The organism is Gordonia sp. VNK21, assembly GCF_046098115.1.
Taxonomy (GTDB): Bacteria; Actinomycetota; Actinomycetes; order Mycobacteriales; family Mycobacteriaceae; genus Gordonia.
In genome coordinates this window covers 202,320-227,686 of record NZ_JBJURU010000003.1, presented here as the reverse complement: position 1 = coordinate 227,686, position 25,367 = coordinate 202,320, and the positions used below count along the sequence as shown (strand labels likewise).

General features: G+C 69.8%; 27 protein-coding genes and 1 riboswitch. Of the genes, 16 read left to right on the top strand and 11 right to left on the bottom strand.

Going from position 1 to position 25,367, the window contains the following annotated elements:
• The first annotated feature begins 57 nt into the window (after positions 1 to 57).
• The 6 genes from ACJMNC_RS05650 to mnhG are packed head-to-tail and all read left to right on the top strand — an operon-like array spanning position 58 to position 6,571.
• Positions 58 to 2,955 (top strand): Na+/H+ antiporter subunit A, encoded by a 2,898-nt coding sequence (locus tag ACJMNC_RS05650; RefSeq protein ID WP_408946965.1) that lies wholly within the window; start codon positions 58 to 60, stop codon positions 2,953 to 2,955.
• The gene (locus ACJMNC_RS05645; protein WP_408946964.1) at positions 2,952 to 3,569 is read left to right on the top strand and encodes a Na(+)/H(+) antiporter subunit C; all 618 of its coding nucleotides are present in this window, start codon (positions 2,952 to 2,954) and stop codon (positions 3,567 to 3,569) included. Before ACJMNC_RS05650 ends, ACJMNC_RS05645 begins: the two co-directional genes overlap by 4 nt.
• Complete coding sequence (locus tag ACJMNC_RS05640; RefSeq protein WP_408946963.1) at positions 3,566 to 5,200, top strand: Na+/H+ antiporter subunit D; 1,635 nt, start codon at positions 3,566 to 3,568, stop codon at positions 5,198 to 5,200. Before ACJMNC_RS05645 ends, ACJMNC_RS05640 begins: the two co-directional genes overlap by 4 nt.
• Positions 5,197 to 5,991, top strand: coding sequence for a Na+/H+ antiporter subunit E (locus tag ACJMNC_RS05635; RefSeq protein ID WP_408946962.1), 795 nt, complete (start codon positions 5,197 to 5,199; stop codon positions 5,989 to 5,991). The genes ACJMNC_RS05640 and ACJMNC_RS05635 overlap by 4 nt, the downstream gene beginning before the upstream one ends.
• Positions 5,988 to 6,248 (top strand): monovalent cation/H+ antiporter complex subunit F, encoded by a 261-nt coding sequence (locus ACJMNC_RS05630; RefSeq protein WP_408946961.1) that lies wholly within the window; start codon positions 5,988 to 5,990, stop codon positions 6,246 to 6,248. The genes ACJMNC_RS05635 and ACJMNC_RS05630 overlap by 4 nt, the downstream gene beginning before the upstream one ends.
• Entirely contained in the window at positions 6,245 to 6,571 is a 327-nt protein-coding gene (gene mnhG, locus ACJMNC_RS05625; protein WP_408946960.1) for a monovalent cation/H(+) antiporter subunit G, read from the top strand. Before ACJMNC_RS05630 ends, mnhG begins: the two co-directional genes overlap by 4 nt.
• 17 nt (positions 6,572 to 6,588) lie before the next feature.
• Here mnhG and ACJMNC_RS05620 read toward each other — a convergent pair whose 3' ends face one another.
• A complete protein-coding gene (locus tag ACJMNC_RS05620) occupies positions 6,589 to 8,046 on the bottom strand; it encodes an MFS transporter (protein ID WP_408946959.1) in 1,458 nt (485 codons plus the stop codon).
• 211 nt (positions 8,047 to 8,257) lie between these two features.
• On the opposite strand from ACJMNC_RS05620, the gene ACJMNC_RS05615 reads away from it, so the two are divergent.
• Positions 8,258 to 8,833 (top strand): TetR/AcrR family transcriptional regulator, encoded by a 576-nt coding sequence (locus tag ACJMNC_RS05615; protein ID WP_408946958.1) that lies wholly within the window; start codon positions 8,258 to 8,260, stop codon positions 8,831 to 8,833.
• A gap of 10 nt (positions 8,834 to 8,843) precedes the next feature.
• Here ACJMNC_RS05615 and ACJMNC_RS05610 read toward each other — a convergent pair whose 3' ends face one another.
• Genes ACJMNC_RS05610 through ACJMNC_RS05595 form a run of 4 tightly spaced genes read right to left on the bottom strand, consistent with a single transcriptional unit; the run spans position 8,844 to position 11,556 of the window.
• Positions 8,844 to 9,977: a glutamate--cysteine ligase gene (locus ACJMNC_RS05610; protein WP_408946957.1), complete on the bottom strand. Its 1,134-nt coding sequence runs from the start codon at positions 9,975 to 9,977 to the stop codon at positions 8,844 to 8,846.
• A 32-nt stretch (positions 9,978 to 10,009) separates the two neighbouring features.
• A complete protein-coding gene (locus ACJMNC_RS05605) occupies positions 10,010 to 10,570 on the bottom strand; it encodes a superoxide dismutase family protein (RefSeq protein ID WP_408946956.1) in 561 nt (186 codons plus the stop codon).
• Positions 10,571 to 10,619: 49 nt separating this feature from the next.
• A complete protein-coding gene (locus tag ACJMNC_RS05600) occupies positions 10,620 to 11,153 on the bottom strand; it encodes a LytR C-terminal domain-containing protein (RefSeq protein ID WP_408946955.1) in 534 nt (177 codons plus the stop codon).
• A gap of 46 nt (positions 11,154 to 11,199) precedes the next feature.
• A complete protein-coding gene (locus ACJMNC_RS05595) occupies positions 11,200 to 11,556 on the bottom strand; it encodes a DUF3263 domain-containing protein (protein ID WP_408946954.1) in 357 nt (118 codons plus the stop codon).
• A gap of 170 nt (positions 11,557 to 11,726) precedes the next feature.
• Between ACJMNC_RS05595 and ACJMNC_RS05590 the strand changes: the two genes are divergently transcribed.
• From ACJMNC_RS05590 to ACJMNC_RS05570, 5 genes are all read left to right on the top strand, one after another.
• Positions 11,727 to 12,329 (top strand): peptide deformylase, encoded by a 603-nt coding sequence (locus ACJMNC_RS05590; RefSeq protein WP_408946953.1) that lies wholly within the window; start codon positions 11,727 to 11,729, stop codon positions 12,327 to 12,329.
• 28 nt (positions 12,330 to 12,357) lie between these two features.
• Positions 12,358 to 13,005 carry a hypothetical protein gene (locus ACJMNC_RS05585; protein ID WP_408946952.1) on the top strand — a complete coding sequence of 216 codons (648 nt, stop codon included), beginning with the start codon at positions 12,358 to 12,360 and terminating at the stop codon, positions 13,003 to 13,005.
• Between the two features lie 6 nt (positions 13,006 to 13,011).
• Complete coding sequence (locus tag ACJMNC_RS05580; RefSeq protein WP_408946951.1) at positions 13,012 to 13,530, top strand: ribonuclease domain-containing protein; 519 nt, start codon at positions 13,012 to 13,014, stop codon at positions 13,528 to 13,530.
• A 61-nt stretch (positions 13,531 to 13,591) separates the two neighbouring features.
• Positions 13,592 to 14,098, top strand: a complete 507-nt coding sequence (locus ACJMNC_RS05575) for a barstar family protein (RefSeq protein WP_408946950.1) — start codon at positions 13,592 to 13,594, stop codon at positions 14,096 to 14,098.
• The gene (locus tag ACJMNC_RS05570) at positions 14,098 to 14,889 is read left to right on the top strand and encodes an exodeoxyribonuclease III (protein WP_408946949.1); all 792 of its coding nucleotides are present in this window, start codon (positions 14,098 to 14,100) and stop codon (positions 14,887 to 14,889) included. The genes ACJMNC_RS05575 and ACJMNC_RS05570 overlap by 1 nt, the downstream gene beginning before the upstream one ends.
• Positions 14,890 to 14,950: 61 nt before the next feature.
• On the opposite strand, the gene ACJMNC_RS05565 is transcribed toward ACJMNC_RS05570, so the two are convergent.
• A complete protein-coding gene (locus tag ACJMNC_RS05565; protein ID WP_408946948.1) occupies positions 14,951 to 15,301 on the bottom strand; it encodes a GNAT family N-acetyltransferase in 351 nt (116 codons plus the stop codon).
• A 173-nt stretch (positions 15,302 to 15,474) separates the two neighbouring features.
• Positions 15,475 to 15,588, top strand: a riboswitch (TPP riboswitch).
• Here ACJMNC_RS05565 and thiC point away from each other — a divergent pair.
• Positions 15,581 to 17,200: a phosphomethylpyrimidine synthase ThiC gene (gene thiC, locus ACJMNC_RS05560; RefSeq protein ID WP_408946947.1), complete on the top strand. Its 1,620-nt coding sequence runs from the start codon at positions 15,581 to 15,583 to the stop codon at positions 17,198 to 17,200. (Overlaps the previous riboswitch by 8 nt.)
• Positions 17,197 to 18,075 (top strand): bifunctional hydroxymethylpyrimidine kinase/phosphomethylpyrimidine kinase, encoded by an 879-nt coding sequence (gene thiD / locus ACJMNC_RS05555; protein WP_408946946.1) that lies wholly within the window; start codon positions 17,197 to 17,199, stop codon positions 18,073 to 18,075. Before thiC ends, thiD begins: the two co-directional genes overlap by 4 nt.
• On the opposite strand, the gene ACJMNC_RS05550 is transcribed toward thiD, so the two are convergent.
• The 3 genes from ACJMNC_RS05550 to ACJMNC_RS05540 all read right to left on the bottom strand — a co-directional run bounded on the left by ACJMNC_RS05550 (position 18,023) and on the right by ACJMNC_RS05540 (position 21,226).
• Positions 18,023 to 19,090 carry an AraC family transcriptional regulator gene (locus tag ACJMNC_RS05550; protein WP_408946945.1) on the bottom strand — a complete coding sequence of 356 codons (1,068 nt, stop codon included), beginning with the start codon at positions 19,088 to 19,090 and terminating at the stop codon, positions 18,023 to 18,025. The two genes, thiD and ACJMNC_RS05550, sit on opposite strands and share 53 nt — an antisense overlap.
• On the bottom strand, positions 19,087 to 19,758 hold the full coding sequence (locus ACJMNC_RS05545) for a hypothetical protein (protein WP_408946944.1): 672 nt from the start codon (positions 19,756 to 19,758) through the stop codon (positions 19,087 to 19,089). Before ACJMNC_RS05545 ends, ACJMNC_RS05550 begins: the two co-directional genes overlap by 4 nt.
• A gap of 88 nt (positions 19,759 to 19,846) precedes the next feature.
• On the bottom strand, positions 19,847 to 21,226 hold the full coding sequence (locus tag ACJMNC_RS05540; protein ID WP_408946943.1) for a glutamate decarboxylase: 1,380 nt from the start codon (positions 21,224 to 21,226) through the stop codon (positions 19,847 to 19,849).
• Between the two features lie 591 nt (positions 21,227 to 21,817).
• On the opposite strand from ACJMNC_RS05540, the gene ACJMNC_RS05535 reads away from it, so the two are divergent.
• Complete coding sequence (locus ACJMNC_RS05535) at positions 21,818 to 22,228, top strand: hypothetical protein (protein ID WP_408946942.1); 411 nt, start codon at positions 21,818 to 21,820, stop codon at positions 22,226 to 22,228.
• Between the two features lie 12 nt (positions 22,229 to 22,240).
• Here ACJMNC_RS05535 and fgd read toward each other — a convergent pair whose 3' ends face one another.
• The gene (gene fgd / locus ACJMNC_RS05530; protein ID WP_408946941.1) at positions 22,241 to 23,266 is read right to left on the bottom strand and encodes a glucose-6-phosphate dehydrogenase (coenzyme-F420); all 1,026 of its coding nucleotides are present in this window, start codon (positions 23,264 to 23,266) and stop codon (positions 22,241 to 22,243) included.
• Positions 23,267 to 23,363: 97 nt separating this feature from the next.
• Positions 23,364 to 24,551: an acyl-CoA dehydrogenase family protein gene (locus ACJMNC_RS05525; protein WP_408946940.1), complete on the bottom strand. Its 1,188-nt coding sequence runs from the start codon at positions 24,549 to 24,551 to the stop codon at positions 23,364 to 23,366.
• Positions 24,552 to 24,701: 150 nt separating this feature from the next.
• Here ACJMNC_RS05525 and ACJMNC_RS05520 point away from each other — a divergent pair.
• Positions 24,702 to 25,367 (top strand): AMP-binding protein (locus ACJMNC_RS05520; protein WP_408946939.1); only part of this gene is annotated, 666 nt, incomplete at its 3' end.

The following is a 25,367-nucleotide window of genomic DNA, read 5'->3' as shown; positions in this document are numbered from 1 at the left end:
CGTTCCCCCGCCGACGCGACACCCCGCCCGCACAACGACGAATGACGGAGTGCCCTTGTGATTCAGGTCCTGATCGCGCTGGGCATCAGCGCGCTCGCGGCACCGCCGATCATGCGGGCCCTCGGGACCAAAGGCTTCTATCTGCTGGCTCTCGCCCCGTTCGGCGGACTGGTCTGGCTGATCGCCAACTGGCCGCCGGCCGGCGGCGTGCCCGTCACCCAGACCATCGAATGGGTGCCGAGTCTGGACATGGACATCGTGCTCCGGATGGACACCCTCTCGGCGATCCTCTCGGCACTGATCCTGGGCGTGGGCACCCTGGTGCTGATCTACTGCGCCAACTATTTCGACGCGATGCGCCGCCGGGTGGAGATCTTCGGCGGCGAACTGGTGGCCTTCGCCGCCGCCATGTTCGGTCTGGTCGTCAGCGACAACATGCTGGTGCTGTACGTCTTCTGGGAGGCCACCACCGTCCTGTCGTTCCTGCTGGTGGGCTTCAACAATGTGCGCGCCACCTCCCGGCGAGCGGCCACCCAGGCGCTGCTGGTCACCACCTTCGGCGGGCTGGCCATGCTGGTGGGCATCATCATGCTGGGCGAACGCTGCGGCAGCTATCTGCTCTCCGAGGTGCTGGCCCAGCCGATGGGCGACGGGGCCTTCGTGCAGGTGGCCGCCGCGCTGCTGCTGATCGGTGCGATCACCAAGTCGGCGATCGTGCCGTTCCACTTCTGGCTCCCCGGCGCGATGGCCGCCCCCACCCCGGTCAGCGCCTACCTGCACGCCGCGGCGATGGTCAAAGCCGGCATCTATCTGGTGGCCCGGCTCGCGCCCGCCTTCTCCGGACTGATCACCTGGCAGGTGATGGTCCTGGTGCTGGGTCTGTCGACCATGGTCCTCGGCGGCTGGCGCAGCCTGCGCGAACTCGACCTGAAGCTGATCCTGGCCTTCGGCACCGTCTCCCAGCTCGGTTTCATGCTGGTGCTCGTCGGCGTCGGCGACGCGAATGTGGCGATGGCCGGGATCACCATGGTCATCGCACACGCCCTGTTCAAGGCGGCCCTGTTCATGGTGGTCGGCATCATCGACCACTCCACCGGCACCCGCGACATCCGCCGGCTGGCCCGCCTCGGGCACCGGCTGCCGGTGCTCGCCGGGATCGCCGCGGTGGCCGGCGCCTCCATGGCCGGACTGCCGTTCACCATCGGTTTCATCGGCAAGGAGACCGCCTTCGGTTCGGTCTGGGAGACCGGCGCCTACCCGGTGATCACCCGCGAAACGGTCGACGTGGTGCTGCTGCTCGGCTCGGTGATCACCTTCGCGTACACCAGCCGCTTCCTGTGGGGCGCCTTCGGCCGCAAGGTCCGCAGCCTGCCCACCCGCCCGGTGGCCGGCCTGCATCCGCCGTCGCTGATGTTCCAGCTGCCGCCGCTGCTGCTGGCCGTCGCCGGCGTGGCCGGCTCGTTCGCCGCCCCGTGGCTCGGCGGTCTCATCGAGCCCTACGCCGAAGAACTCGACCGCTACGGTCACGAGATCGAGCATCTGGCGCTCTGGCACGGCTTCAACCTGCCGGTGGTCTTCTCGATCATCGTCGTCGTCGGCGGCGCCGTGCTGTTCCTGGTCCTGCGCGCGGTGCGCGATCAGGTGTTCAGCCACCCGCCGCGGCTCAACGCCGACCGGGTCTACGACCGGGTGCTGCGCAGCGCCGACACCCTCTCGCTCTGGCTCACCCGCAACACCCAGCGCGGTTCGCTGCCGATCACCCAGGGCGTGATCCTGTGCACGGCGGTGCTGCTGCCGATGGCGGCGCTGCTGCTGGGCCGGCGCGACGAACTGGAGCTGCGCGGCTTCGACGACGACGTCCAGCTGGTGGTCGGTGTGCTGATGGTGGCCGCCGCCCTGGTCACCACCGTGCTGCGGAACCGTCTGGCCGGCGTGCTGGCGATGGGCGTGACCGGGTACGGCTGCGGCGTGCTGTTCGCCATGTACGGCGCCCCGGATCTGGCGCTGACCCAGTTCCTGGTGGAGACCCTGACGCTGGTGATCTTCGTGCTGGTACTGCGCAAACTGGCGTCCGAGCCGCTGCCCCGGCACAAGACCGGCCACCGCGGCCTGCGCGCGCTGATCTCCGTCGCCTTCGGCATCATGCTGGTGCTGGTGGGCCTGTTCGCCGCCGCCGCCCGCAACACCGAACCGGTCTCGGCCGACATGGGCGAGGCCGCCTACGACTACGGGCACGGCCGCAATGCGGTGAACGTGCTGCTGGTGGACATCCGCGCCTGGGACACCCTCGGCGAGATCTCGGTGCTGATCGTCGCCGCCACCGGCGTCGCCTCCCTGGTCTTCCGCAGCCGCCGCTTCGGCGCGGTGCCGCGGGTGACCGACGTGGCCCGGGCGCAGGCCGGCCTCGACGACGACGATCTGGTGCCCGAACGCACCACCTGGCTGCGCGGCAGCGAGCTGGGCGATCCGAAGAACCGCTCGATGGTCCTCGAAGCCACCACCCGGCTGGTCTTCCCCACCCTGGTGGTGCTGTCGCTGTACTTCTTCTTCGCCGGCCACAACGCGCCCGGCGGCGGCTTCGCCGGCGGTCTGGTGATGGGCCTGGCATTGGTGCTCCGCTATCTGGCCGGCGGCCGCTACGAACTCGGTGAGGCGCTGCCGGTGGAGGCCGGCACCATCCTCGGCGCCGGCCTGCTGCTCTCGGCGGGCACCGCCGTCACCTCGCTGGCCCTGGGCGCCCCCGCGCTGTCCTCGGCGGTCTTCGAGCTGCACCTGCCGGTCTTCGGCGAGGTGCACCTGGTCACCGCCATGTTCTTCGACGCCGGGGTGTACCTGATCGTCGTCGGCCTGGTGCTGGACGTGCTGCGCAGTCTGGGCGCCCGGCTCGATTCGATCGACGACGGCGTTTCGGCCGCCGCCGGCGACGCGCTGCCCGAGCGGGAGGCCAACGCATGAGCGTCAGTCTGGGCCTGCTCATCGTGGCCGGCGCCCTCGGCGCCTGCGGCGTCTACCTGCTCACCGAACGCAGCATCATCCGGATGCTGCTCGGACTGATGCTCGTCGGCAACGGCATCAACCTGATGATCGTGGTGCTGGCCGGACCGCCCGGGCATCCACCGATCAAAGGCCAGGAGCACGGCCAGGAGACCGGCGCCGATCCGCTCGCGCAGGGCATGGTGCTCACCGCCATCGTCATCACCATGGGCATCGCCGCCTTCGTCCTCGCCCTGGCCTACCGGCTGTTCGTCCTCAATCGGGCCGACGACGACCTCGAGGACGACAGCGAGGACCGCAAGATCGTCACCGGCACCCTCAGAGACTTCCCCGACCGGGACCGCAGCGACGACCCGGAGACCGGCGCCGACACGGTGGCCGGCGACCTGTTCGACAACCGCGGCAACCCGATGACCCCGGACGAGTTCGCCGCCGCCCACCGCGGCGTGATCGAACCGGATCTGATGCCCGAGGATGCGGCCGTCGTCGACCGGCTGCCGGCCGACTGCGACGAGATGCCGCCGCACGACGACACCGACGGTGAGAACCACACCGATCCGCAGGAGGCGCCGTGATTCCGCAGCCCTCCTGGATCACCGTGCTGATCGTGCTGCCCACCCTGGTGCCGCTGCTCGGCGCCGCCCTGACCCTGCTGCGCGGACGCAGCCCGCGCTTCCAGCGCGCGATCAGTATCGGCGCGCTGAGCACCGTCCTGATCGCGTCGGCGATGATGCTGTACCTGACCAGCGAGCACGGCACCTTCGCGGTGAAGATCGGCGGCTGGGGCGACAAGGGCTTCCCGAACGGACCGCTGGGCATCACGCTGGTCGTCGACCGGCTCTCGGCCCTGATGCTGGTGGTCTCGACCACGGTGCTGCTGTGCGTGATGGTCTACGCCGTCGGCCAGGGTATCCGGGACGGCACCGCCCAGCAGCCCGTCTCGATCTTCGTGCCGAGCTACCTGATCCTGACCGCCGGGGTGTGCAATGCCTTCGTCGCCGGCGACCTGTTCAACCTGTACGTCTCCTTCGAGGTGCTGCTGGCCGCGAGCTTCGTGCTGCTGACCCTCGGCGCCAGTGCCGACCGGGTTCGCGCCGGGGCTTCGTACGTGATGGTCTCGATGGTCTCGTCGCTGATCTTCCTGGCCGGTATCGCCTTCGCCTACGCGACCACCGGCACCCTGAACCTCGCGGAGATGGCCCAGCGACTCGACGACGTCCCCGACGGCACCCGCAATGCGCTGTTCGCGGTGCTGCTGGTGGCGTTCGGCATCAAGGCGGCGGTGTTCCCGCTCTCGGGCTGGCTGCCGGACTCGTATCCGACGGCCCCGGCACCGGTGACCGCGGTCTTCGCCGGCCTGCTCACCAAGGTGGGCGTCTACGCCATCATCCGTGCGCACACGCTGCTCTTCCCGGGCGGCGCGATGGACACCGTCCTGATGGTGGCCGGACTGCTCACCATGCTGGTGGGCATCTTCGGTGCGATCGCCCAGTCCGACATCAAGCGACTACTCTCGTTCACCCTGGTCAGCCATATCGGCTACATGATCTTCGGCATCGCGGTGGGCTCGGAGATCTCCATGTCGGCGGCGATCTACTACGTGGCCCACCACATCCTGGTGCAGACCACGCTGTTCCTGGTGGTCGGGCTGATCGAGCGGCAGGCCGGTTCGGCCTCGCTGCGCCGGCTCGGCGGGCTCATCGCCAGCCCGGTCCTGGCGGTGCTGTTCCTCATCCCGGCGCTGAACCTGGGCGGCATCCCGCCGTTCTCCGGCTTCATCGGCAAGGTGGCGCTGCTCGAGGGCGGCGCGCGTGACGGATCGGTGCTGGCCTGGATCCTGGTCGCCGGGTCGGTGATCACCAGCCTGCTGACGCTGTACGTGATGGCGCGCGTGTGGACCAAGGCCTTCTGGCGCCCGCGGGCCGACGCCCCGCAGGGCGATCTGTCCGACAGCACACCGTCGGCACTGATCCTCGAAGGCATCGACGTGCCCTTCGACGAACGTGAGGACGTGGGCCGGATGCCGGTGGGCATGGTGCTGCCGACCGCCGCGATGGTGGGCGTGGGGCTGGCCCTGACCCTGTGGGCCGGACCGATCTTCGGGTTCACCGACCGGGCGGCCCACGACGTGATCGACCGCTGCAGTTACATCGAGACGGTGCAGGGCACCGGCATCTGCAGCGCCCAGGCCGGTGAGGACCGATGAGCAACACCCCCTATCCGTACAAGCCGCCGGCCAAACCGGTCGGGAAGCGGCCGATCCCGGCGTTCTTCGGCCGGTTGTGGCGCGGCGCGCTGGTCGGTTTCGCCTGGCCGACGACCATCGCCTTCGTCTGGCTGCACAACCACCTCAACGTGCCCAAGATGTTCGGTGGGGATCTGCGCGAGTTCGCGCTGCGGATCTGGGGCGTGGTCTGGCTGACCGGGGTGTGGCTGCTGCTCTGGGGCGACCTCAGCTGGGGCAACCTGATCGTCGGCGTGCTGGTGGCGGTACTGGTGATGGTGCTGCTGCCGCTGCCCCGGGTGCCGGTGGAGGGCCGTCTGCATCCGATGGCGGCACTGTGGCTGCTGATGACCCTGGTCTACAACTTCTTCATCTCCTCGGCGCAGGTGGCGTGGGCGGCGATCCGGCCGGGTCCGCCGCCGCTGGGCGCGGTGGTGCGGGTCCACGTGGCGATCAAATCCGACCTGGTGCTCACCCTGGCCGTCGACTACCTGAATCTGGTGCCGGGCACCATGGTCGTGGAGATCGACCATCTGCGCCGGATGCTCTACATCCACGTCTTCGACGTGCGCACCCAGCGGCAGGTGGATCAGTTCCGCAAACAGGTGGCCCGGGTGGAGCGGGACTTCATCCGCGCCTTCGAGCGGGACAGCGAATGGCATCCGAGCCCATACCACGGCATCGACGACGATTACCATCACGTGCCCTTCGCCGAACGGGAACGGGTGCGGGAACGGTCGCCGAAGCTGCGCCGCCGGAAGGAGAAGCGATGACGCTCGTCTGGACCGCCAGCGGGGTGATGCTGCTCGTCGCCGCCGTGCTGACCACCTACCGCGCGCTGCGCGGCCCCACCACACTCGACCGCCTGGTGGGGATGGACACCCTGCTCGCGCTCACGATCTGCGGCCTGGCCGTCTGGGTGGCCGCGACCTACGACACCACCGTGGTGCCGGCCATCGTGGCGCTGAGTCTGGTGAGTTTCATCGGCACCATCTCGGTGGCCCGATTCCGGGTGCGGGACGACCGATGATCGCCGACGTGATCGCCGCCGTCCTGGTGCTGACCGGGTCGGTCCTCGCCCTGACCGCCGCCATCGGGCTGGTCCGGTTCCCCGATACGCTGAGCCGGATGCACGCCGGCACCAAGCCGCAGACCTTCGGCATGATCCTGGTGCTGGTGGCCACACTGATCCGGCTGTCCGGTCATCCGGACGGCGGCATGCTCATCCTCACCGGCATGTTCGCACTGATCACCGCCCCGGTCATCGCCCAGCGGGTGGGACGGCTGGTGTACCGGGAGCAGCGCACCGGCGAGGATCTGCTCGACGAGTCGCAGCTGCGCCCGCGCGGCTGACGCGCCTGCCTGGCCGCTCAGTGCGGCGCGGCCACGGACTCGCGCTCGGCGTCGACGTTCACCGCGGACGTCTCCAGCCCCGAGCTGCGCGGAATGGCGCAGGTCGCCAGGAGGGCGAGCACCGCTGCGCCGCCGGCGATCAGCATGATGGTGGAGAACGCCTCCCCGCTGGCGAACTCGCGCCCGCCGAGCGTGACGGTCATCTGCGCCACGATCACCCCCGAGACGGCACTGGCGAACGAGGTGCCCAGCGAGCGCATCAGGGTGTTGAAGCTGTTGGCCGCACCGGTCTGCGAGGCCGGCACCGCACCCATGATCAGCGCGGGCATCGCCCCGTAGGCCAGACCCGTACCCGCGCCGATGACCACGCCGATGAGCACCAGCTGCCACTCCGCATCGAGGAAGTAGGCACCGCCGAAGTAGCCGGCCGCGACGATCACCGCGCCGAGCATGAGGGTGGTCCGGGGACCGGCGCTGTTGGTGATCCGGGACGAGACCGGGGCGGCGAGCAGCAGCATCAGTCCCATCGGGGCCATCACCAGGCCCGCCACCAGCAGCGAACCGCCCAGACCGGATCCGGTGGCCTCGGGCAGCTGCACCACCTGCGGGAAGACCATCGACGTGGCGAACATGGCGAAGCCGAAGGCCACGGAGGCGATGTTGGTGAACAGCACCTGCGGCCGGGCGGCGACGCGGACGTCGACCAGTGGGGTGCGTGCCCGCAGTTCCCACGCCGTCCAGGCCGCGAACGCGATCACGGCGACGATGAAGCAGCCGAGGGTGGCCGTCGACGTCCAGCCCCAGGACGCGCCCTTGGAGACGCCCAGCAGCAGGGCCACCAGGCCCGCCGACATCGTCACGGCGCCGGCCACGTCGAAACCGCCGCCCGATCGCTCCGGCGATTCGGGCACGATCACGGCGATCGCCACGAAGCTGACCGCGCCGAGCACCGCCGAGACCCAGAACAGCATGTGCCAGGAGGCGTTGTCGGCGATCAGGGCCGCGATCGGCAGACCGAAGGCGCCGCCGACGCCGAGTGAGGCGCTCATGACGGCGACGGAACCGGCCAGCTTCTCCTTCGGGACCACGTCGCGCAGGATGCTGATGCCCAGCGGAATGACGCCGGCCGACAGTCCCTGCAGGGTCCGGCCGATGATCATCGTCAGCACCGTCGAACTCAGTGCGCCGACGATCGATCCGGCGGTCATCAGCACCACGCTGACCAGCAGCAGGCGCCGTTTGCCGTACATGTCGCCCAGACGCCCCATGGTGGGTGTCGCGACGGCGGCGGCGAGCAGGGTGGCGGTGACGGTCCAGGCGGTGTCGTCCGGCGCGGCGTGCAGGTACTCCGGGAGTTTCGGGATGATCGGGATGATCAGGGTCTGCATCAACGACACCACGATGCCGGCCAGCGCCAGCACGGCGACGACGGCGCCGGAGCGCACCGCCGGCTTCTCGGTTCGTGTACTGCTCATCGTCGCTGTCGCCCTTCCGCGTGTCGGCCCGGCTTCGGGCCCCGGTACTGCTGCCGGGAGGCGACCGGACACTAACCGGAGGAACCTCCGGATCGTTACCCTAAGCGGAGGGTCCTCCGATTGCAAGGGAGAGGATCGCCCGGCGGCCGGTAGGCTGAAGCCGGCACGGAACGGACCGCACGGACGGCGCTCCGGCTCAGCAGGAGGACAGATGACCACAGACCGGCCGGACGCGCCGGCCCGGCCGCGCGCCGATGCCCGCAGCAATCGGCGGCGCATCCTGGCGGCGGCGACCGCCGTCTTCGACCGGCAGGGCCACGATGCGACGCTCAGCGCGATCGCCGCGGAGGCCGGGGTGGGCATCGGCACCCTGTACCGGCACTTCCCCGACCGCGGCCGGCTGGTCGAGGAGGTCTACCGGCACCGGGTGGTCGAGCTGTGTGATCGGGCCGAGTCACTGCTGACGGCGAGCAGCTCGCCGCGAGCGGCCCTGGGCACCTGGCTCGAGGCCTTCGCCGCCCACCTGATCGCCAACCGGGATCTGCCCGAGGCCCTGCTGCCCGCGTTGACCGCCGGCAGCGAATTCCGCCAGGAGACAGGGCGATTGCTGGCCGACGCCGTGCAATCGTTCCTCGACGCCGGGACAGCGGCCGGCGAGATCCGCGACGATGTGACGCCGATCGATCTGCTGCGGATCGCCACCGGCCTCGCGATGGTCTCGACGACGGTCGCCGAGGCCGCCAAACCGATCGAGGTCGTGCTCGACGGACTGCGCCCGGCCGGCTGACCGCTGAGCGTCAGCCCAGTTCGCCGACCACCGAGTCGACCACCGCACGCAGATCGGCGGAGGCGGCGTAGACCGCCTGCTGCCGCTGATAGCTCGCGCCGCGCGCCACGATGCCGGCCACCCCGGCCAGTTCGGCGGCACATCCGAGGGATTCGGCGATCGGCTCGAGCCGCACCAGCAGCTCGGCCAGATCCTCGGTGACCAGACGCTCCTCGCACCGGGCGTTCTGAATGATGATCGCGTCCAGCCCGTAGCGGGCCGCACGCCACTTGTTCTCCTGCACCAGCCAGGGCGCCATCTGCGGCAGCTCCTCGCCGGCGTCGAGGCGCCGGCTCAGATCCACCACCAGGCAGTGGGTGAGCGCGACCAGCGCCGCCAGCTCCTCGCGGTTGGACATCCCGTCGCACACCCGGACCTCGATGGTGCCCAGATGCGGCGACGGCCGGATGTCCCAGCGGATCTCGTTGAGGTGGTCGATGATGCCGGTCGTGCGCTGGTCGTGCACGAAGCCCTCGAACTGCTCCCACTGATAGAACTGGAACGGCAGTCCCGCCGTCGGCAGCTGCTGGAACATCATCGCCCGGTTGCTCGCATACCCGGTCTGCTGCCCGTCCCACATCGGCGACGACGCCGAGAGCGCCAGCAGATGCGGGTAGTACTGCAGCAGCGAGGACAGGATCGGCAGGACCTTGTCGCGGCGGTCGATGCCCACATGGACGTGCACACCCCAGATCAGCATCTGCCGGCCCCACCACTGGGTGCGCTCGATCAGCTCCGCGTACCGGTGCCCTTCGGTGAGCAGCTGCGTGGAGTATTTGGCGAACGGGTGAGTGCCGGCGCCGTACAGGTCCACCCCGAGCTCGTCGGTGAGCACCCGCACCTCGTCGAGAGTGGCCCCGAGATCGGCCATCGCCTCACCGACGGTCTGGCAGATCCCGGTGACCAGCTCGACGGTGTTGCGCAACAGCTCCTTGTGCACCTGCCCCGAGCGCGGCAGGCCGCGCCGCTGCGCCAGTTCGAAGAAGGCCGGGGCCGCGTTGATCAGATCCCTCGTGTCCCGATCCACCAGCGCCAGTTCCCATTCCACGCCGAGCGTGGGCCGCGGGGAGGCGTGAAAGGCGATCGGTTCGATCGGGGAGGCCATGGTCGTCGGACCGGGGTCGTCGGCCGGTGGGATCAGCCCGCGGTGATGACGCCGCAGGCGATGTTGCCGTCGGTGCCGCCGATGACCATCGACTTGCCGTTCAGGCCGGCCACGTCCAGCGAGGCCACGTCCTGGATCGCCGAACCGGTGCCGTTGTCACCGACCGAGATTCCCGGCAGGTTGCCGCCGTTGATCACCGAGCCGACGCCGCTGAAGCTGCTGTCGCCGCCGCAGTCGCCGACCGAGTAGATGCCCACCTTGTGCTGTCCCTTGGGCAGATCCACCACGCGCAGGGTCACCTTGACGCCCTCGCCGGCCGGCACGAAGCTCGCCGCGCCCACCGAGTCGCCCTTGGGGTTGATCAGCGAGACGGTGCCCACCGCGGTGGACTCGTCGCCGGCGCTGATGTCGTCGGCGTTCACCAGATCACCCGGGATCACCTGGTTGCCGGTCTGCACCGGCGGGGTGGTCCCCGGCTTGTCCGTCGGGTACTCGTCGGGGGTGCACGCACTCAGCGCCACGGCGGCACCGGCGACGGCCAGGGCCAGCAGGGCGCGCTTGGCCGAAGCACCGTGGATGTTGCGGACGGACATGTCTGGCTCCTTCGCGGAAAGTGGGTCTGGGCTGACGATCGTTGCGGCCTTACGAGGACTCACCGGTGACCACCACGACGGCGATCTCACCGGGGCAGTTGCTGAAGGCGGCCGGCCGGGCTTCGGCGCTGGCGCCACCGGGCACGGCCTGCGCGACCTTCTCGCCCGCGCTCTGCTCGCCCTCGTTGTAGAAGACGGTGTTCTCGGTGACCGAGCTGGTGCTGAGATTGCCCGGATCGGTGCCGATGGAGAATCCGGCGGATTCGAGGTCGTCCGAGACCGTCTTGGCCAGGCCGGTGACGGTGCCGGCGTTGAGCACGCACAGTTCGGGCACATCGGCCGCGTCGGCGGACGTGGTCTTCGACGGCGACGTCGACTCGCCGGCGGTGCCGCCGCCACCGTTGCCGGCACTGGTGGTCTCGGTCAGCTGCGCGCTCTGGCCGGCCTGCTCGAGTTCCTTCGCCGGATCATCGTCCTTGGTGGCCGAATGGATACCGAGCGCGAGGAACAGCACGGCGACCGCCAGCAGAAGCATGGCGCCGGCGCGCAGCGGGAGGCGATTGGGTTCGCGGTCAGCTTTCATCACAGGCAACTCTAGCCCACGGGTCCGCGTGAGCGACGCTCAGCTGTTAGGTGATCTCGAAACCGAGCCGGCGCGCGGCGCGGGCCTTCTGCCGCGAGGCCCGCAGCCTGCGGAGCCGCTTGACCAGCATGGGGTCGGCGGCGAGCGCCTCGGGGCGGTCGACCAGCGCGTTGAGCACCTGGTAGTAGCGGGTGGCCGAGAGGCCGAAGAGCTCCTTGATGGCTTCTTCCTTGGCACCGGCGTACTTCCACCACTGGCGCTCGAAAGACAGGATGTCGTGCTCGCGGCGGGTCAGCCCGTCGTCACCGACTTCATGCGGATCCGGCTTGGCGGACTGATCGGCGACTCCGCTGGGCGTCACCGGATCGGTTCCGTTCTGGCTACGCGCAGTTGCGCCGTCCATCGTGCTCCCTCAATGACCTACAGTGCCCTGGCATGCAGGGTGAAACTTCGTCCTCATCGACCCGCTCGGGCGGGCGAATGACAGCGGTGTGGTTCGCTTCGTATCTAACCACGCCCGCGCCGCGAGAGTGGCGCTGACTCACCGGGAAACGCTTTCAGTACGATATTTTCATGGCTGTCCTCCCCATCTGCATCGTCGGCGAACCCGTGCTGCACGAGCCCACCGCTCCGGTCGAGCTCGACGCCGCCGGCCGGCCGGCCCCAGAACTCGTCGAACTGCTCGACGACATGTACGAGACCATGGACGCGGCGAACGGCGTGGGTCTGGCCGCCAACCAGGTGGGCCGTGGTCTGCGGATGTTCGTCTACGACTGCCCCGACGGCGGAGTCCGCCGCCGCGGCGAGGTGATCAATCCGGTCCTGGAGACCTCCGAGATCCCCGAGACCATGCCCGATCCCGACGACAACGACGAGGGCTGCCTGTCGGTGCCCGGCGAGGGCTTCCCCACCGGCCGCGCCGACTGGGCCAAGGTCACCGGCACCGACCGCAACGGCGAGCCGGTGGAGATCGAGGGCCACGGCTTCTTCGCCCGGATGCTCCAGCACGAGACCGGGCACCTCGACGGCTTCCTGTACCTGGACGTGCTGGTGGGCCGTAATGCGCGGGCCGCGAAGAAGGCGGTCAAACGCAACGGCTGGGGCACTCCCGGCCTCACCTGGCTGCCGGGCGCCCAGCGCGATCCGTTCGGCCACGACGACCCCGACGAGAGCTGATCCCGGCGTGCACTGAGGAGCCCCGGACATGGATCCGCTGATCGGCGACCGCATCGTCGTCCGGTACCGGCTCGGCGCCGGCGGCCCGGAGGACTGGCGGGCCGCGCCGAATCCGCCGCTCGCACATCAGCCCACGCTCTCGGACGTGACCGGCGTGCTCCGCGGCCGCCGCGGCGAGGCACTGGTGATCGAGCACGACGGAGCCGAGACCGCGATTCCGCTGGCCGCGGTGACCTCGGTGCGGCTGCTGTCCGCGCAGGTGGTGCGCAATGCGCAGATCCGCACCGTGCAAGGCGAACTGAGCGCGGCCGTCGGCGGCACCGAGGACGCCCGGATCGGCGGCTGGGCGCTCTGGGCCGATCCGCAGGCCCGCACCCCGCGCGGCTGCGCGGCGATTCCGCTGGAGCAGACCGCCCGCACCGCAGACCTGGCCGGGGTGGCGCAGTGGTACGCCGACCGCGGCCTGACCGGCTGGGCGATCCTGCCCGAGCGGATCTTCCGGGCCGGCGACGGACCCGAGGGCGGCAGCGAATTCGAGGCGCTGACCGCCGAGGGCCGCCCGCCCGCCGAGGCGGCCGGCGACGACACCGCACGGCGCAGGGAACTGCGCGCCCAGGGGTACCGCCGCCACCACGGATTCCGCGTGGTGGCGCTCGCGGCGCCTGCCGTACGGTAGTCGGCGATGAATCGTACGGGCAGCTCGGTCAGGCGCATCCTCACCTCCGCTTTCAGCATCCTCGCGCTCGTCGTGGCGGTCGTGCTGGCGGTCTGGCTGACCGGCGACGACACCGGCGCGCAGGACTCCCCGGGGCCCCGTACCGCAGCGCCCAGTTCTGCGGCGCCCGGTTCTGCGGCAGCCAGTTCTGCGGCACCCGGCACCGGCGCGGCCCCGGGAACCGGCACGGCCCGCGCCCCCGCCCGCGTGCTGGCCACCCTGGCGCTGATCGACGACGGCCGCTGGCCGGAGGCGGCGAACGCCCCGGGCACCCAGGGCGGCAGGACGTTCCGCAACAACGAGGGCCTGCTGCCGCGTACCGGGGCCGACGGCCGTCGGCTCCAGTTCCAGGAGTGGGACGTCAATCCGAAGCAGCGCGGCCGCGGCCGCGACGCCGAGCGCATCATCACCGCGAACGACGGCTCGGCCTGGTACACCTTGGACCACTACGAGCACTTCACCCGGATCCGCGGGCCGGCCGGGTGAGCGGCCGCACCCCGCGCCGCCGACCCGCCCCGACCACCTGCACCCCGACGATCAGGACGCCATGGACAGCACGATCGGAGAGTTCTACGCCGCCGCCGCGGCCGACGGGCCCGCCGTCGGCGTGATCACCGGCGAGAGCTCCACCGCGGGAACCGACGCCGCAGTGCGCCGCATCGACGGCCGGGCCGCCGCCGACCTGCCCGGCCTGTACACCGCCGTGGCGCAGGCCTGGGACTTCCCGGACCATTTCGGCCGCAACAAGGACGCCTTCGACGACTGCCTGCTCGATCTGGACCCGCGCCTGTTCACCGCGACCGGAACCCCGGCGACCGGCTACCTGACGGTGGTGGAGAACGCGCACGCCCTCCTCGCCGAGGCCGCCGACGCGGACTTCGACTGGTTCGCCGGTTCGATCGGCTACTACCGCGACGACTACCGCGATCGCCGGCCGGCCGGTGATCGCCGCGGCTTCGCCGTGCTGCTGGTCACCGACCCCGCGCACCGGTCCGAGGTGACCGCCCGCTGGGCGGCGGCCGGGGTGCCCGTATCCGTCCTGGAGGTGTCCTGATGCGGCTCGCGACCTGGAATGTGAACTCGGTGCGTGCGCGCTCCGAGCAGATCGTCTCCTGGATGACCCGGCACGCGATCGACGTGCTGGCCGTCCAGGAGACCAAGTGCGCGGACGACCAGTTCCCGGTGATGAGCTTTCTCGCCGAGGGCTACGACGTGGCGATGGCCGGTCAGGGCGGCTACAACGGGGTGGCGATCATCTCCCGGGTGGGCCTGGACGAGGTGCACATCGGCTTCGACGGGCAGCCCGCACCGGCGCCGGGCCGGCCGCTGGAGGCCCGGGCGATCTCGGCGACCTGCGGAGGGATCCGGGTGTGGAGCCTGTACGTGCCCAACGGGCGGGCGCTCGACGATCCCCACTACCGCTACAAGCTCGACTGGCTCGAGGCCCTGGCCGGGGTGACCGGGCTCGAGCTCGGCCACGACCCGGCTGCACAGATCGTCCTGGCCGGCGACTGGAACGTCGCCCCCACCGACGCGGACGTCTGGGATCCCGAGTACTTCGCCGGCCGCACGCACACCAGCCCGGCCGAGCGGGAGGCCTTCGCCGAGTTCACCCGGGCCGGCTTCATCGACAGCGCCGGTCCGTTCGCTCCCGGTCCGGACGTCTACACCTTCTGGGACTACACGGCCGGCCGGTTCGGCCGGAACCAGGGCATGCGAATCGACTTCGCGCTCTGCTCCCCCGCCCTCGACGACCGGGTCTTCGATGCGTTCATCGACCGGCAGGCCCGCGCCCAGCAGGGCGCCAGCGATCACGCCCCGCTGGTCCTCGACATCGGCGGCTGACGCGAGCGACCGACCGGGGCCGTCGCGCAGGCGGGGTCCACCGGCGGGGAGTCTGCACCGTTCAGGCCGCCGGCGCCAGCGGCACCAGGCCCGGGTTGCGGGCGAAGAAGTGACGGGCGAAGCTGCACACCGGGCGCACCCGGACCCCCTCGTCGGCGAGATAGGCGGCCGCGGCCCCGGCCAGCCGAGTCGCCAGCCCGTGACCGCTGTACTCGTCGAAGAGCACGGTGTGCACGATCACGACGGTCTGCGGATCGGCCTCGTCGCGGGTGTAGCCGAGCACGCCCACCAGGTCGCCGGCCACCCAGAGCTCGAAGCGGTCCCGCACGGGGTTGTGCACCACCTCGGCGATGTGCTGCAAGATCGAGTCGGCGGACTGCGGCGGCTGGTGACGGCGCGACTTGCGATGCATGGCTACCTCCTGTGATCTGGCTCACAAATACTCTCACGCCACTCGAATACACGCAAGCCACTTGCGTCACAGGACGATCACGGCCCTGACCAGGACTGCGCCACCACCGGGTCCCCGCCGACGCCGGTCGCGTCGTATGCTGGGCTCCGCGCACCCGCTCGCGGTGCGCCGAGAATTGAACACACGGGGGCTCTCGCGGATCCGAGGGCTGAGATGGCGACGGGCGGTCGCCGACCGTACGAACCTGTCCGGGTAATGCCGGCGTAGGGAGGAATCACCATGGGTACAGCCATGCCCGCAGCATCGTCGATCACCTGCGGCCCCATCGAGGGCAGCAGCAAGCAGTATCTCCAGACCGGCGGACTCGCCGTACCGATCCGCCGGGTGCACCTGACCGACGGCGACCACCTCGACCTGTACGACACCTCCGGCCCGTACACCGATCCGGCCGCGACGATCGACCTGCACCGCGGCCTGCCGCCCACCCGGGAGAGCTGGCAGCACCCGCAACCGCTGCCCGCACCGGCCGGCACGTCGGCGGCCACCCAGCTGACCTGGGCCCGGGCCGGAATCGTCACACCGGAGATGGCCTTCGTGGCCGCCCGCGAGGGTGTCGACGCCGAACTGGTACGCAGCGAGGTGGCCGCCGGGCGGGCGGTGATCCCGGCCAACCACCGGCACCCGGAGAGCGAGCCGATGATCATCGGCAAGGCCTTCGCGGTGAAAGTCAATGCGAACATCGGCAATTCGGCGGTCACCAGCTCCATCGAGGAGGAGGTGGAGAAGATGGTGTGGGCCACCCGCTGGGGCGCCGACACCATCATGGACCTGTCCACCGGCAAGGACATTCACGCCACCCGCGAGTGGATCATGCGCAACTCCCCCGTCCCGGTGGGCACGGTGCCGATCTACCAGGCGCTGGAGAAGGTCGACGGCGTCCCCGAGGCCCTCACCTGGGAGGTCTACCGGGACACCGTGATCGAGCAGGCCGAGCAGGGCGTGGACTACATGACCGTGCACGCCGGCGTGCTGTGGGAGTACGTCCCGCTCACCGCCGACCGGGTCACCGGCATCGTCTCGCGCGGCGGGGCGATCATGGCCGCCTGGTGCCTGGCGCACAGCCGACAGTCGTTCCTGTACGAGCACTTCACCGAACTCTGCGAGATCTTCGCGCGCTACGACATCACCTTCTCGCTCGGCGACGGCCTGCGCCCGGGATCGATCGCCGATGCCAACGATGCCGCCCAGTTCGCCGAACTGCGCACTCTCGGCGAACTCACGTCGATCGCGAAAAGCCATGGCGTGCAGGTGATGATCGAGGGACCCGGACACGTGCCGATGCACAAGATCGTCGAGAACGTGCGGCTGGAGGAAGAGCTGTGCGAGGAGGCCCCGTTCTACACGCTCGGACCGCTGGCCACCGACATCGCCCCGGCCTACGATCACATCACCTCGGCGATCGGGGCGGCGATCATCGCCCAGGCCGGCACCGCCATGCTCTGCTACGTCACCCCCAAGGAGCACCTGGGGCTGCCGAACCGCGACGACGTCAAGGCCGGGGTGATCGCCTACAAGATCGCCGCCCACGCCGCCGATCTGGCCAAGGGGCATCCGCGGGCGCAGCAGCGCGACGATGCGCTGTCGAAGGCGCGCTTCGAGTTCCGCTGGACCGATCAGTTCAACCTGTCGCTCGATCCGGACACCGCCCGCGAGTTCCACGACGAGACGATGCCGGCCGAGCCGGCCAAGCATGCCAAGTTCTGCTCGATGTGCGGGCCCAAGTTCTGCTCGATGAAGCTCTCCACCGACATCCGCGAGCAGTACGCCGGGGTGGTGGAACTCTCGCTCGAGCCGGTCGGCTCGGCCTCGGGCGGCGGCTGTTCGGGACACTCGTCATGACCGACCGGTCCGGCTGGCTGCCGCTGCCTGCGCCCGGGGCCACCCCGGTCCGCACCCTCACGGTGGCCGGCTCGGACTCGGGCGGCGGTGCCGGCATCGAAGCCGACCTGCGCACCTTCACCCTGCTCGGCGTGCACGGCTGCGTGGCGCTGACCGCCGTCACCGTGCAGAACAGTCTGGGCGTGACCGGTGTGCAGGAGGTGGATCCGGACGTGGTGGCCGCGCAGATCGACACGGTGGTCGGCGACATCGGGGTCAGCGGGGTCAAGACCGGCATGCTGGCCTCCGCACCGATCGTCGCCGCCGTCGCGGATGCGTTCGCACGCAACGGCATCGGGGCGGGCGGAGACATCGGGCTGGTGATCGACCCGGTGTGCGCCTCCATGCACGGCGACCCGCTGCTGCATCCGGAGGCGCTGCGCACCCTGATCGAGCGGCTCTTCCCCATGGCCACCCTGGTGACCCCGAATCTCGACGAGGTGCGGCTGATCACCGGCATCGAGGTCGACGACGACGACTCCCAGCGGGCGGCGGTGCGGGCGCTGCTCGACCTCGGGCCGCGCTGGGCCCTGGTCAAGGGCGGCCATCTGCGCGGCAGCGAGCGCAGCCCGGATCTGCTCTCGGACGGCCGGCAGTTCCTCCGGCTCGACGCACCGCGCATACCCACCGCACACGATCACGGCGCCGGCGACACCCTGGCGGCGGCCGCGGCCGCCGCCCTGGCCCACGGACTGGCCGTACCCGATGCGGCGGCGCTGGCCAAGGACTGGATCACCCGGTGCGTGGCCGCCGCCTATCCGCTCGGCGCCGGCCACGGCCCGGTCAACCCGCTGTGGCGGCTCCGCCCGCCGAACCCTGCGCCAGCTCCGGCCTGAGCGGAACCGCCGCCGGCTCGACGAACCCGGCCCGGCGGTAGGCGGCCGGCGAGACGCCGCAGATGTCGTGGAACCGCCGCCGGAAGGCCGCCTCCGAGGCGAAGCCGACCAGCCGGCCGACGGCGGTCACCGACAGCTGCGGGCTCTCCCGCAGCAGCCGGCGTGCCTCCTGCACCCGGCGCACCGCGATCACCGCGGCCGGTGTCTCACCGTCGTCGAAGAGCCGGTAGAGCTGGCGCCGGCTCACATGCATCTCGCGGGCGAGGTTCTCCACGTCGAAGTCGGCGTTCCAGAAGTTGCGCTCGATCAACTCGTCGGCGGACTGGCGCTGCAGCAGGAGCGTGTCGATCGCCGGCGAGCCGGTCGCCGCCTCGCGCAGCGTCTGGGTCACCAGATCGATCACGGTGGCCTGAGTCGACTCGTCCGCCGAGGAGACCAGGCTCTGCAGCACGAAACTGCCGATGAACGAGGCCGTCGCCCGGGCCAGCAGGCTGTCCCCGGAGAACGGGAAGAGCGCGGTACTCACCAGCCGGCGGTCCTTGCCCAGCGCCTCGAGCGGAATGATCACGCCGAGTGGATCGCTGACGCCGTCGGAGACCATCGCGTACGGCGACGAGTTGCTCCGGATCGCCAATCGGCCCGGCCCGTAGGAGCATTCGCGCTCGCCACCGCTGACCCGCTGACGGCCCCGGCCCCACAGGACGGTGACGACCAGATCGTCCGACGGCTCGCGCCGGATCAGGTCCGGGGTGCGACGGACCCGCATCGGCGTGGTCAGGCAGGCGAAACTGCGGAGCAGTGCCTGCTGGCGCACGTGCAGCAGCAGTTCGAAGCCGTCCGGGTCCTCGGCGTCGACGAGCACGTCCGGGCCGCAGCCGAGCATGCCGGCCCGCCCGGACAGCCGGCGCATGGTGGCGCGCAGCGCCCCTCCGGCACCCCGCTCGAGACGGCGGTACCAGTCGGCTACGTCGGCGTCGCTGAGGCCGCCGGGATAGTCCGTGATCTGTCGTGTCATGTCGATGCCCGTCTCAGTGCCGGAAGAACGATGAGGGAGGACAGGAAGAAGCAGACGCCGCCGATGAAGGTGGTGACATTGGCCAGCACCGCATCCACGGTCACTCCCGCGGTGGTGATGAACGAGGCCACCGCCGCCACGCCGAAGGCGATGCAGCCGGCCATGTTGATCTGTCCGGACCACCAGTCCGCCGTGCGGACCGACCAGAACGGGTGAAGCCGGGCGAACGCCAGCAGCACGAAGCAGGCGCTGATGAGGAAGGCCACCGAGCCGCCGGCGTCCGGGGTCCACACCAGGTGCTGCTGCCCCTTGATGGTGTGGGCGGCCAGCGCTCCGGTGGTGCTCACGTTGAACAGCAGCGTCCCGAAGAACTGGGTGGCTGCAGCCAGCCACTCGGCGCGGAACATCCTGCCGGGCGCATACTCCACCGGAACGGTCATCGCGCCGCTGAGCACCAGCTGGATCAGGGCCGCACCGGTGAAGAACCAGGCGCCCACGAAGTACACGATGTTGACCCAGGCGGCACCGACCAGCGAGCCGAATCCCGGGGCAGAGCCGAGCGCGAAGAACGCCGATCCGATCATGAAGCCCACACACTGTTTGGTGAGCGTCGGGGTCAAGACTGCGCTGTGCGATCGGGTGGCAGCACCGGTCACAGCGGCCGTCATGCCTTACTCCTTTCACTGTCTTAAGAACCCGCGGACGGGGCACGGCCCCGAATCCGCGACCCGCCCGCGGGTTCCGACTACCGCTGACTCAGTGGTGGAAACCGCTCTTCTGCGTACCCTCGACCGGGTTGTGCAGCGAGTCGAGGATCTCCACCTCGGCCTTGATGTCGGTGAGCAGCCGGGTGGCGAGATCGTGCGACAGGCCGGCCCGCACCACGATGCGCTGCAGGGTCATGTCGCCCAGATCGTCGGCCATCGGGTAGGCCGGCACCAGCCAGCCCTTCATCCGCAGCCGGTCCGAGAGATCGTAGAGAGTCCAGTTCTCCGTGTGACCGTCCTTGAGGATCCAGGCGAACACCGGGATGGTGTCACCCTTGCTGATCAGTTCGAACGGACCCATCGCGGCGATCTCGGAGGACAGGTACTGCGCCACGTCCAGCGAGTTCTGCTGCACGGCACGGTAGCCCTGCTTGCCCAGGCGCAGGAACTGGTAGTACTGCAGCAGCACCTGAGCACCCGGCCGGGAGAAGTTCAGCGCCAGCGTGGGCATGTCGCCACCGAGGTAGCTGCAGTGGAAGACCATGCTCTCGGGCAGTCGTTCCTGATCGCGCCAGACCACCCAGCCCACACCCGGGTACACCAGGCCGAACTTGTGGCCCGAGGTGCTGATCGAGGCGACGCGCGGGACGCGGAAGTCCCACTCCAGCTCCGGCTGGCAGAACGGCGCGATCATGGCGCCGGAGGCGCCGTCGACGTGGATGCGCACGTCCAGACCGGTGTTCTTCTCGATCTCGTCGAGCTTCTCCGAGATGGTCTTCACCGGCTCGTAGAGTCCGGTGTAGGTCTGGCCCATGATGGCCACCACGCCGATGGTGTTCTCGTCGACGTAGTTCTCCAGATCGTGGCCGTCGAGCATCAGGTGATCACGGCTGACCGGCACCCAGCGCGGCTCGACCTCGAAGTAGTTGCAGAACTTCTCCCAACAGACCTGGACCGCGGTCGAGAGCACCAGGTTCGGCTTCTCGGTGGACTTGCCCGCCTTGCGCCGGTTCTCCTGCCAGTGCCGCTTGAGGGCCAGGCCGCCGAGCATGCAGGCCTCCGACGAGCCGATCGTCGAGGTACCGATGGTGTCACCGGCGTCCGGCACGTTCCACAGGTTGCCCAGGATCCGCCAGCAGCGGTCCTCGATCTCCGCGGTCGCCGGGTACTCGTCCTTGTCGATCATGTTCTTGTCGACGGTCTGCGCATAGAGCAGCTTGGCTTCTTTGTCCATGTAGGTGGTGACAAAGGTGGCCAGATTCAGGCGGGCGTTGCCGTCGAGCATGGCCTCGTCGTGAACGATCTGGTAGGCGGTCTCGGGGTAGAGCATTTCCTCGGCCATCTCGTACCGCGGCAGCGTGGTGGCCTCGCCCTCACGATTGAAAACCGGGCTCAGAATGGCTTCGTTGTGGTCGGGGTCGGATGCCATGGACTTCCTCATTTCTCAGGTGGGGTCGTGCTGTTGTCATTGCGTGCCATGGCCGGCCGGCGAGATGCCCGCCGCCGGTCGTCCACGGAGTCATGACCGGCCCTCACCCCGAGATCGGGACCGGTTCGGTGGGTGCGCTGTTACTCAGCCGGATTCACAGGTATGCGCGCCAAACGTGCAAACCTTCTGTGCGCAACGCGCCGGATTGTTCATACCCCGACTCTAAGACCCTCCGGACATGTCTGCGGCCTTTCAGAAGCACTGGTCAGCACGCATTTTTGTCCCCAGGATGGGGGACATAACCCGCCGCACCTGTCGGTTTGCCGAGGCCAACCGCCGAAACGTGCCCGAGCCCGCCTTTCGGACAGGTCACAGATCGACTGAAGGGCTGGCACAATTCGGACATGTCCGATTCCCGCCGGTGTGCGGCCCCGCGACCGCCCGCACGGCGGGCACCGTCACCGGTCGCCGTCTGCCGGTCCCGGCGCCTCCGTCCGGGGCCACCGATCGGCGCACGGTAACGTGTGTCACGCGAAACCCCGTCTCCGGCACGCCGGAGACGGGGAATCAGGCAAGTATGAAGGAGCGACGTTGACACAGCCGCACGAGCCGATCGGCGCATCCACCGGCTCGGTGGATCAGGCCGAGACGGCGGCCCGGTCCGTCCGCCGCTGGCAGACCATCACCTCCGTCGCAGTGGGCGCGGCCGCGCTCACCGTGCTCGGCTTCTTCCTCGTCGGCCAGGACGGGCGCGGCTCGTCCACCGCGCCGGCCACGATCACCCAGACCAGCGTGCGGACCACGCAGGTCTCGGGCGAGCCGGTCACCGAGACCCGCACGGCCACCGAGACGGTGACCAACGATCGCACCGCCACCGAGCACGAGACCGCCGAGCGCACCAGGACGGTCACCGAGACCGACACCGTCACGCGCACCGACGAGGTCACCACGACCGTCACCGAGACCGTGACGGGCGACTCCGGAGGCGGCACCGGAGAGTGACCGCCCCGCCAGTCACTGCGTGACCGGCGTCAGCTCCCGCAGCCGGGGCAGCACGTCTGCGCTGAACGCCTCGAGGAAGCGGCGCTGGTCGTGTCCGGGGTTGTGGAACACCAGATGGTTGAGGCCGGCATCCACATACGCCTTGATCTGCTCGAGCGCATCGTCGGGATCGGAGGCCACGATCCACCGCTTGGCCACCTGCTCGATGGGCAGCACATCGGCGAGCCGCTCCATCTCCACCGACGAGTTCACCGAATGCTTCTGCTCCGGGGTCAGCGACAGCGGCGCCCAGAAGCGGGTGTTCTCCAGCGCCACCTCCGGATCCCGGTCGTACGAGATCTTGATCTCGATCATCCGGTCGATGTCGGCGAAGTTCCGCTCGGCCTTGCCCGCGCCCTCCCGGACCGCCGGGATCAGCTTCTCGGTGTAGAGGTCCATGCCCTTGCCGGAGGTGCAGATGAAGCCGTCGCCGGCCCGGCCTGCGTAGCGGGCCACCACCGGGCCGCCGGCGGCGATGTACACCGGGATCGGCTGCTCGGGAACGTCGTACATGTAGGCGCCCTGCGTGTGGTAGTACTCGCCCTCGAAGTCCACCTTCTCGCCGGACCACAGTTCGCGCATCAGACGCACCGATTCGCGCAGCCGGGCGAATCGCTCCTTGAACTCGGGCCACTCGCCCTGAAAGCCGGTCGCGTACTCGTTGAGCGCCTCACCGGTGCCCACGCCGAGCATCACCCGGCCCGGGTACAGGCAGCCGAGGGTGGCGAAGGCCTGCGCGATCACCGCCGGGTTGTACCGGAAGGTGGGGGTGAGCACCGAGGTGCCCAGTTGCACCCGCTGCGTGCGCTCGCCGACCGCAGCCAGCCAGGCCAGCGAGAACGGCGCATGCCCGCCGTTGTGCCGCCAGGGCTGGAAATGATCGCTGATGGTCACCGAGTCGAGGCCGAACTCTTCGGCCGCCACTCCGATCTCCACCAGTTCCCGCGGGCCGAACTGCTCCGCCGACGCCTTGAGCCCGAACTTCAGATCCGCTGCCATTGACCGTGCCTTTCGAAATTCCGGCGGGACCTCCCCGCCTATGCCGAGCGCCCGCGTCGGACGCTGAAATGAAGAAACTCGTGCGCCTCCCGGCCGCTCAGCGGAAGGCGTCCTGACCGGTGAGCGCCTTGCCGATCATCAGCTGATGCATCTCCGAGGTGCCCTCGTAGGTGAGCACCGACTCCAGATTGTTCGCATGCCGGATCACCGGGTACTCGAGCGTGATGCCGTTGGCGCCCATGATCGTCCGGCATTCGCGTGCGATGGCGATCGCCTCCCGGACGTTGTTGAGCTTGCCCAGACTCACCTGCTCCGGACGGATGCCGCCGGCATCCTTGATCCGGCCCAGCTGCAGTGCGAGCAGATAGGCCTTGCCCAGCTCCACGCTCATATCCGCGAGCTTGCCCTGAGTGAGCTGATAGCCCGAGAGCGGCTTGTCGAAGACGTCCCGGGAGACCGCGTACTCCAGCGTCGCCTGAAGGCAGTCGCGCGCCGCGCCCACCGCACCGAAGACGATCCCGAAGCGCGCCTCGTTCAGACACGACAGCGGGCCGCGCATCCCGGCCGCGCCGGGCAGCAGCGCGTCGGCCGGCAGCCGCACGTCGTCGAGTGAGATCTCACCGGTCACCGAGGCGCGCAGCGACAGCTTGCGGGTGATCTCGTTGGTGGTGAAGCCCGGGGTGCCGGCCGGCACCAGGAAGCCGCGGATACCGCGCGAGCCGGATTCGAGGTCGGTCTTGGCCCACACCACCGCCACGTCGGCCACCGGCGCATTGGTGATCCACATCTTTGAGCCGTTCAGGATCCAGTCGTCGCCGTCCCGGCGGGCGTGGGTGCGCATGCCGGCCGGGTTGGAGCCGAAGTCCGGCTCGGTGAGCCCGAAACAGCCCAGGGCCTCGCCGCGCGCCATCGCCGGCAGCCACTGCTCGCGCTGCTGTTCGCTGCCCCAGTGGTGGATGGCGAACATCGCCAGCGAGCCCTGCACCGAGATGAAGCTGCGCAGTCCGGAGTCGACGGCCTCGGCCTCGAGGCAGGCCAGTCCGTAGGCCGTCGCCGAGGTGCCGGCGCAGCCGTAGCCCTCCAGGTGCATGCCGAACAGACCGAGCTCGCCGAGTTCGCGGGCCAGCTCGCGCACCGGCAGCCGGCCGGTCTCGAACCAGTCGGCGATCTGCGGGCGCAGCCGCTTGACGCCGAAGTCGGAAACGGTGGCCGCGACGGCCCGCTCGTCGTCGTCGAGAAGCCGATCGATGCCGAAGAGATCTTCGACCGTGCTGTGCTCGCTCACCTGTGTGCCTTCCCTCGTTCACCTGCTGATCTCCGGTCCGACACCGACCGGTCACACGGTGCCGTGTCGTGCATCACCATACGGACGACACCGGCCGGGCGATAGCCCGACCATCGCGCGAATCCACCGGCGGTATAGGACAATCGGAGCGTGCCGATCCCTCCGGAATACCTGCGCTCGGGCGACGCCCCCACAGCCCGGACGCTTGTAGACATTCTCACCGAAACCGCCTTCCGGTACCCGGATGCACCAGCCGTCGACGACGGCACCGAACCGCTGAGCTACTCCGAACTGCTCGCTCTGGTGCGGCGCACCGCGGGCCGGCTCGCCGCGCTGTCGCTGGGCCGCGGATCGCGGATCGGGATCCGGATGCCGTCGGGCCGGCAGGACCTCTACATCGCGATCCTGGCGACCCTCTACGCCGGCGCGGCCTACGTGCCGGTGGACACCGACGACCCGGACGAGCGAGCCGCACTGGTCTTCGGCGAGGCGGGTGTGGACGCCGTCATCGACGCCGACGGCATCCACCCCACCGGGCCGGCGACCGCGGCCGGATCACCCGCGGCGACGGTCATCGTCGACGACTCCCCGGTGACGCCCGACGGCGATGCGTGGATCATCTTCACCTCCGGATCCACCGGCACCCCGAAGGGGGTGGCGGTGACCCACCGCAATGCGGCGGCCTTCGTCGACGCCGAGGCCCGGCTGTTCTGCCAGAGTCAGCCCCTCGGGCCCGGCGACCGGGTGCTGGCCGGCCTGGCGGTGGCCTTCGACGCCTCCTGCGAGGAGATGTGGCTGGCCGGGCGGCACGGGGCC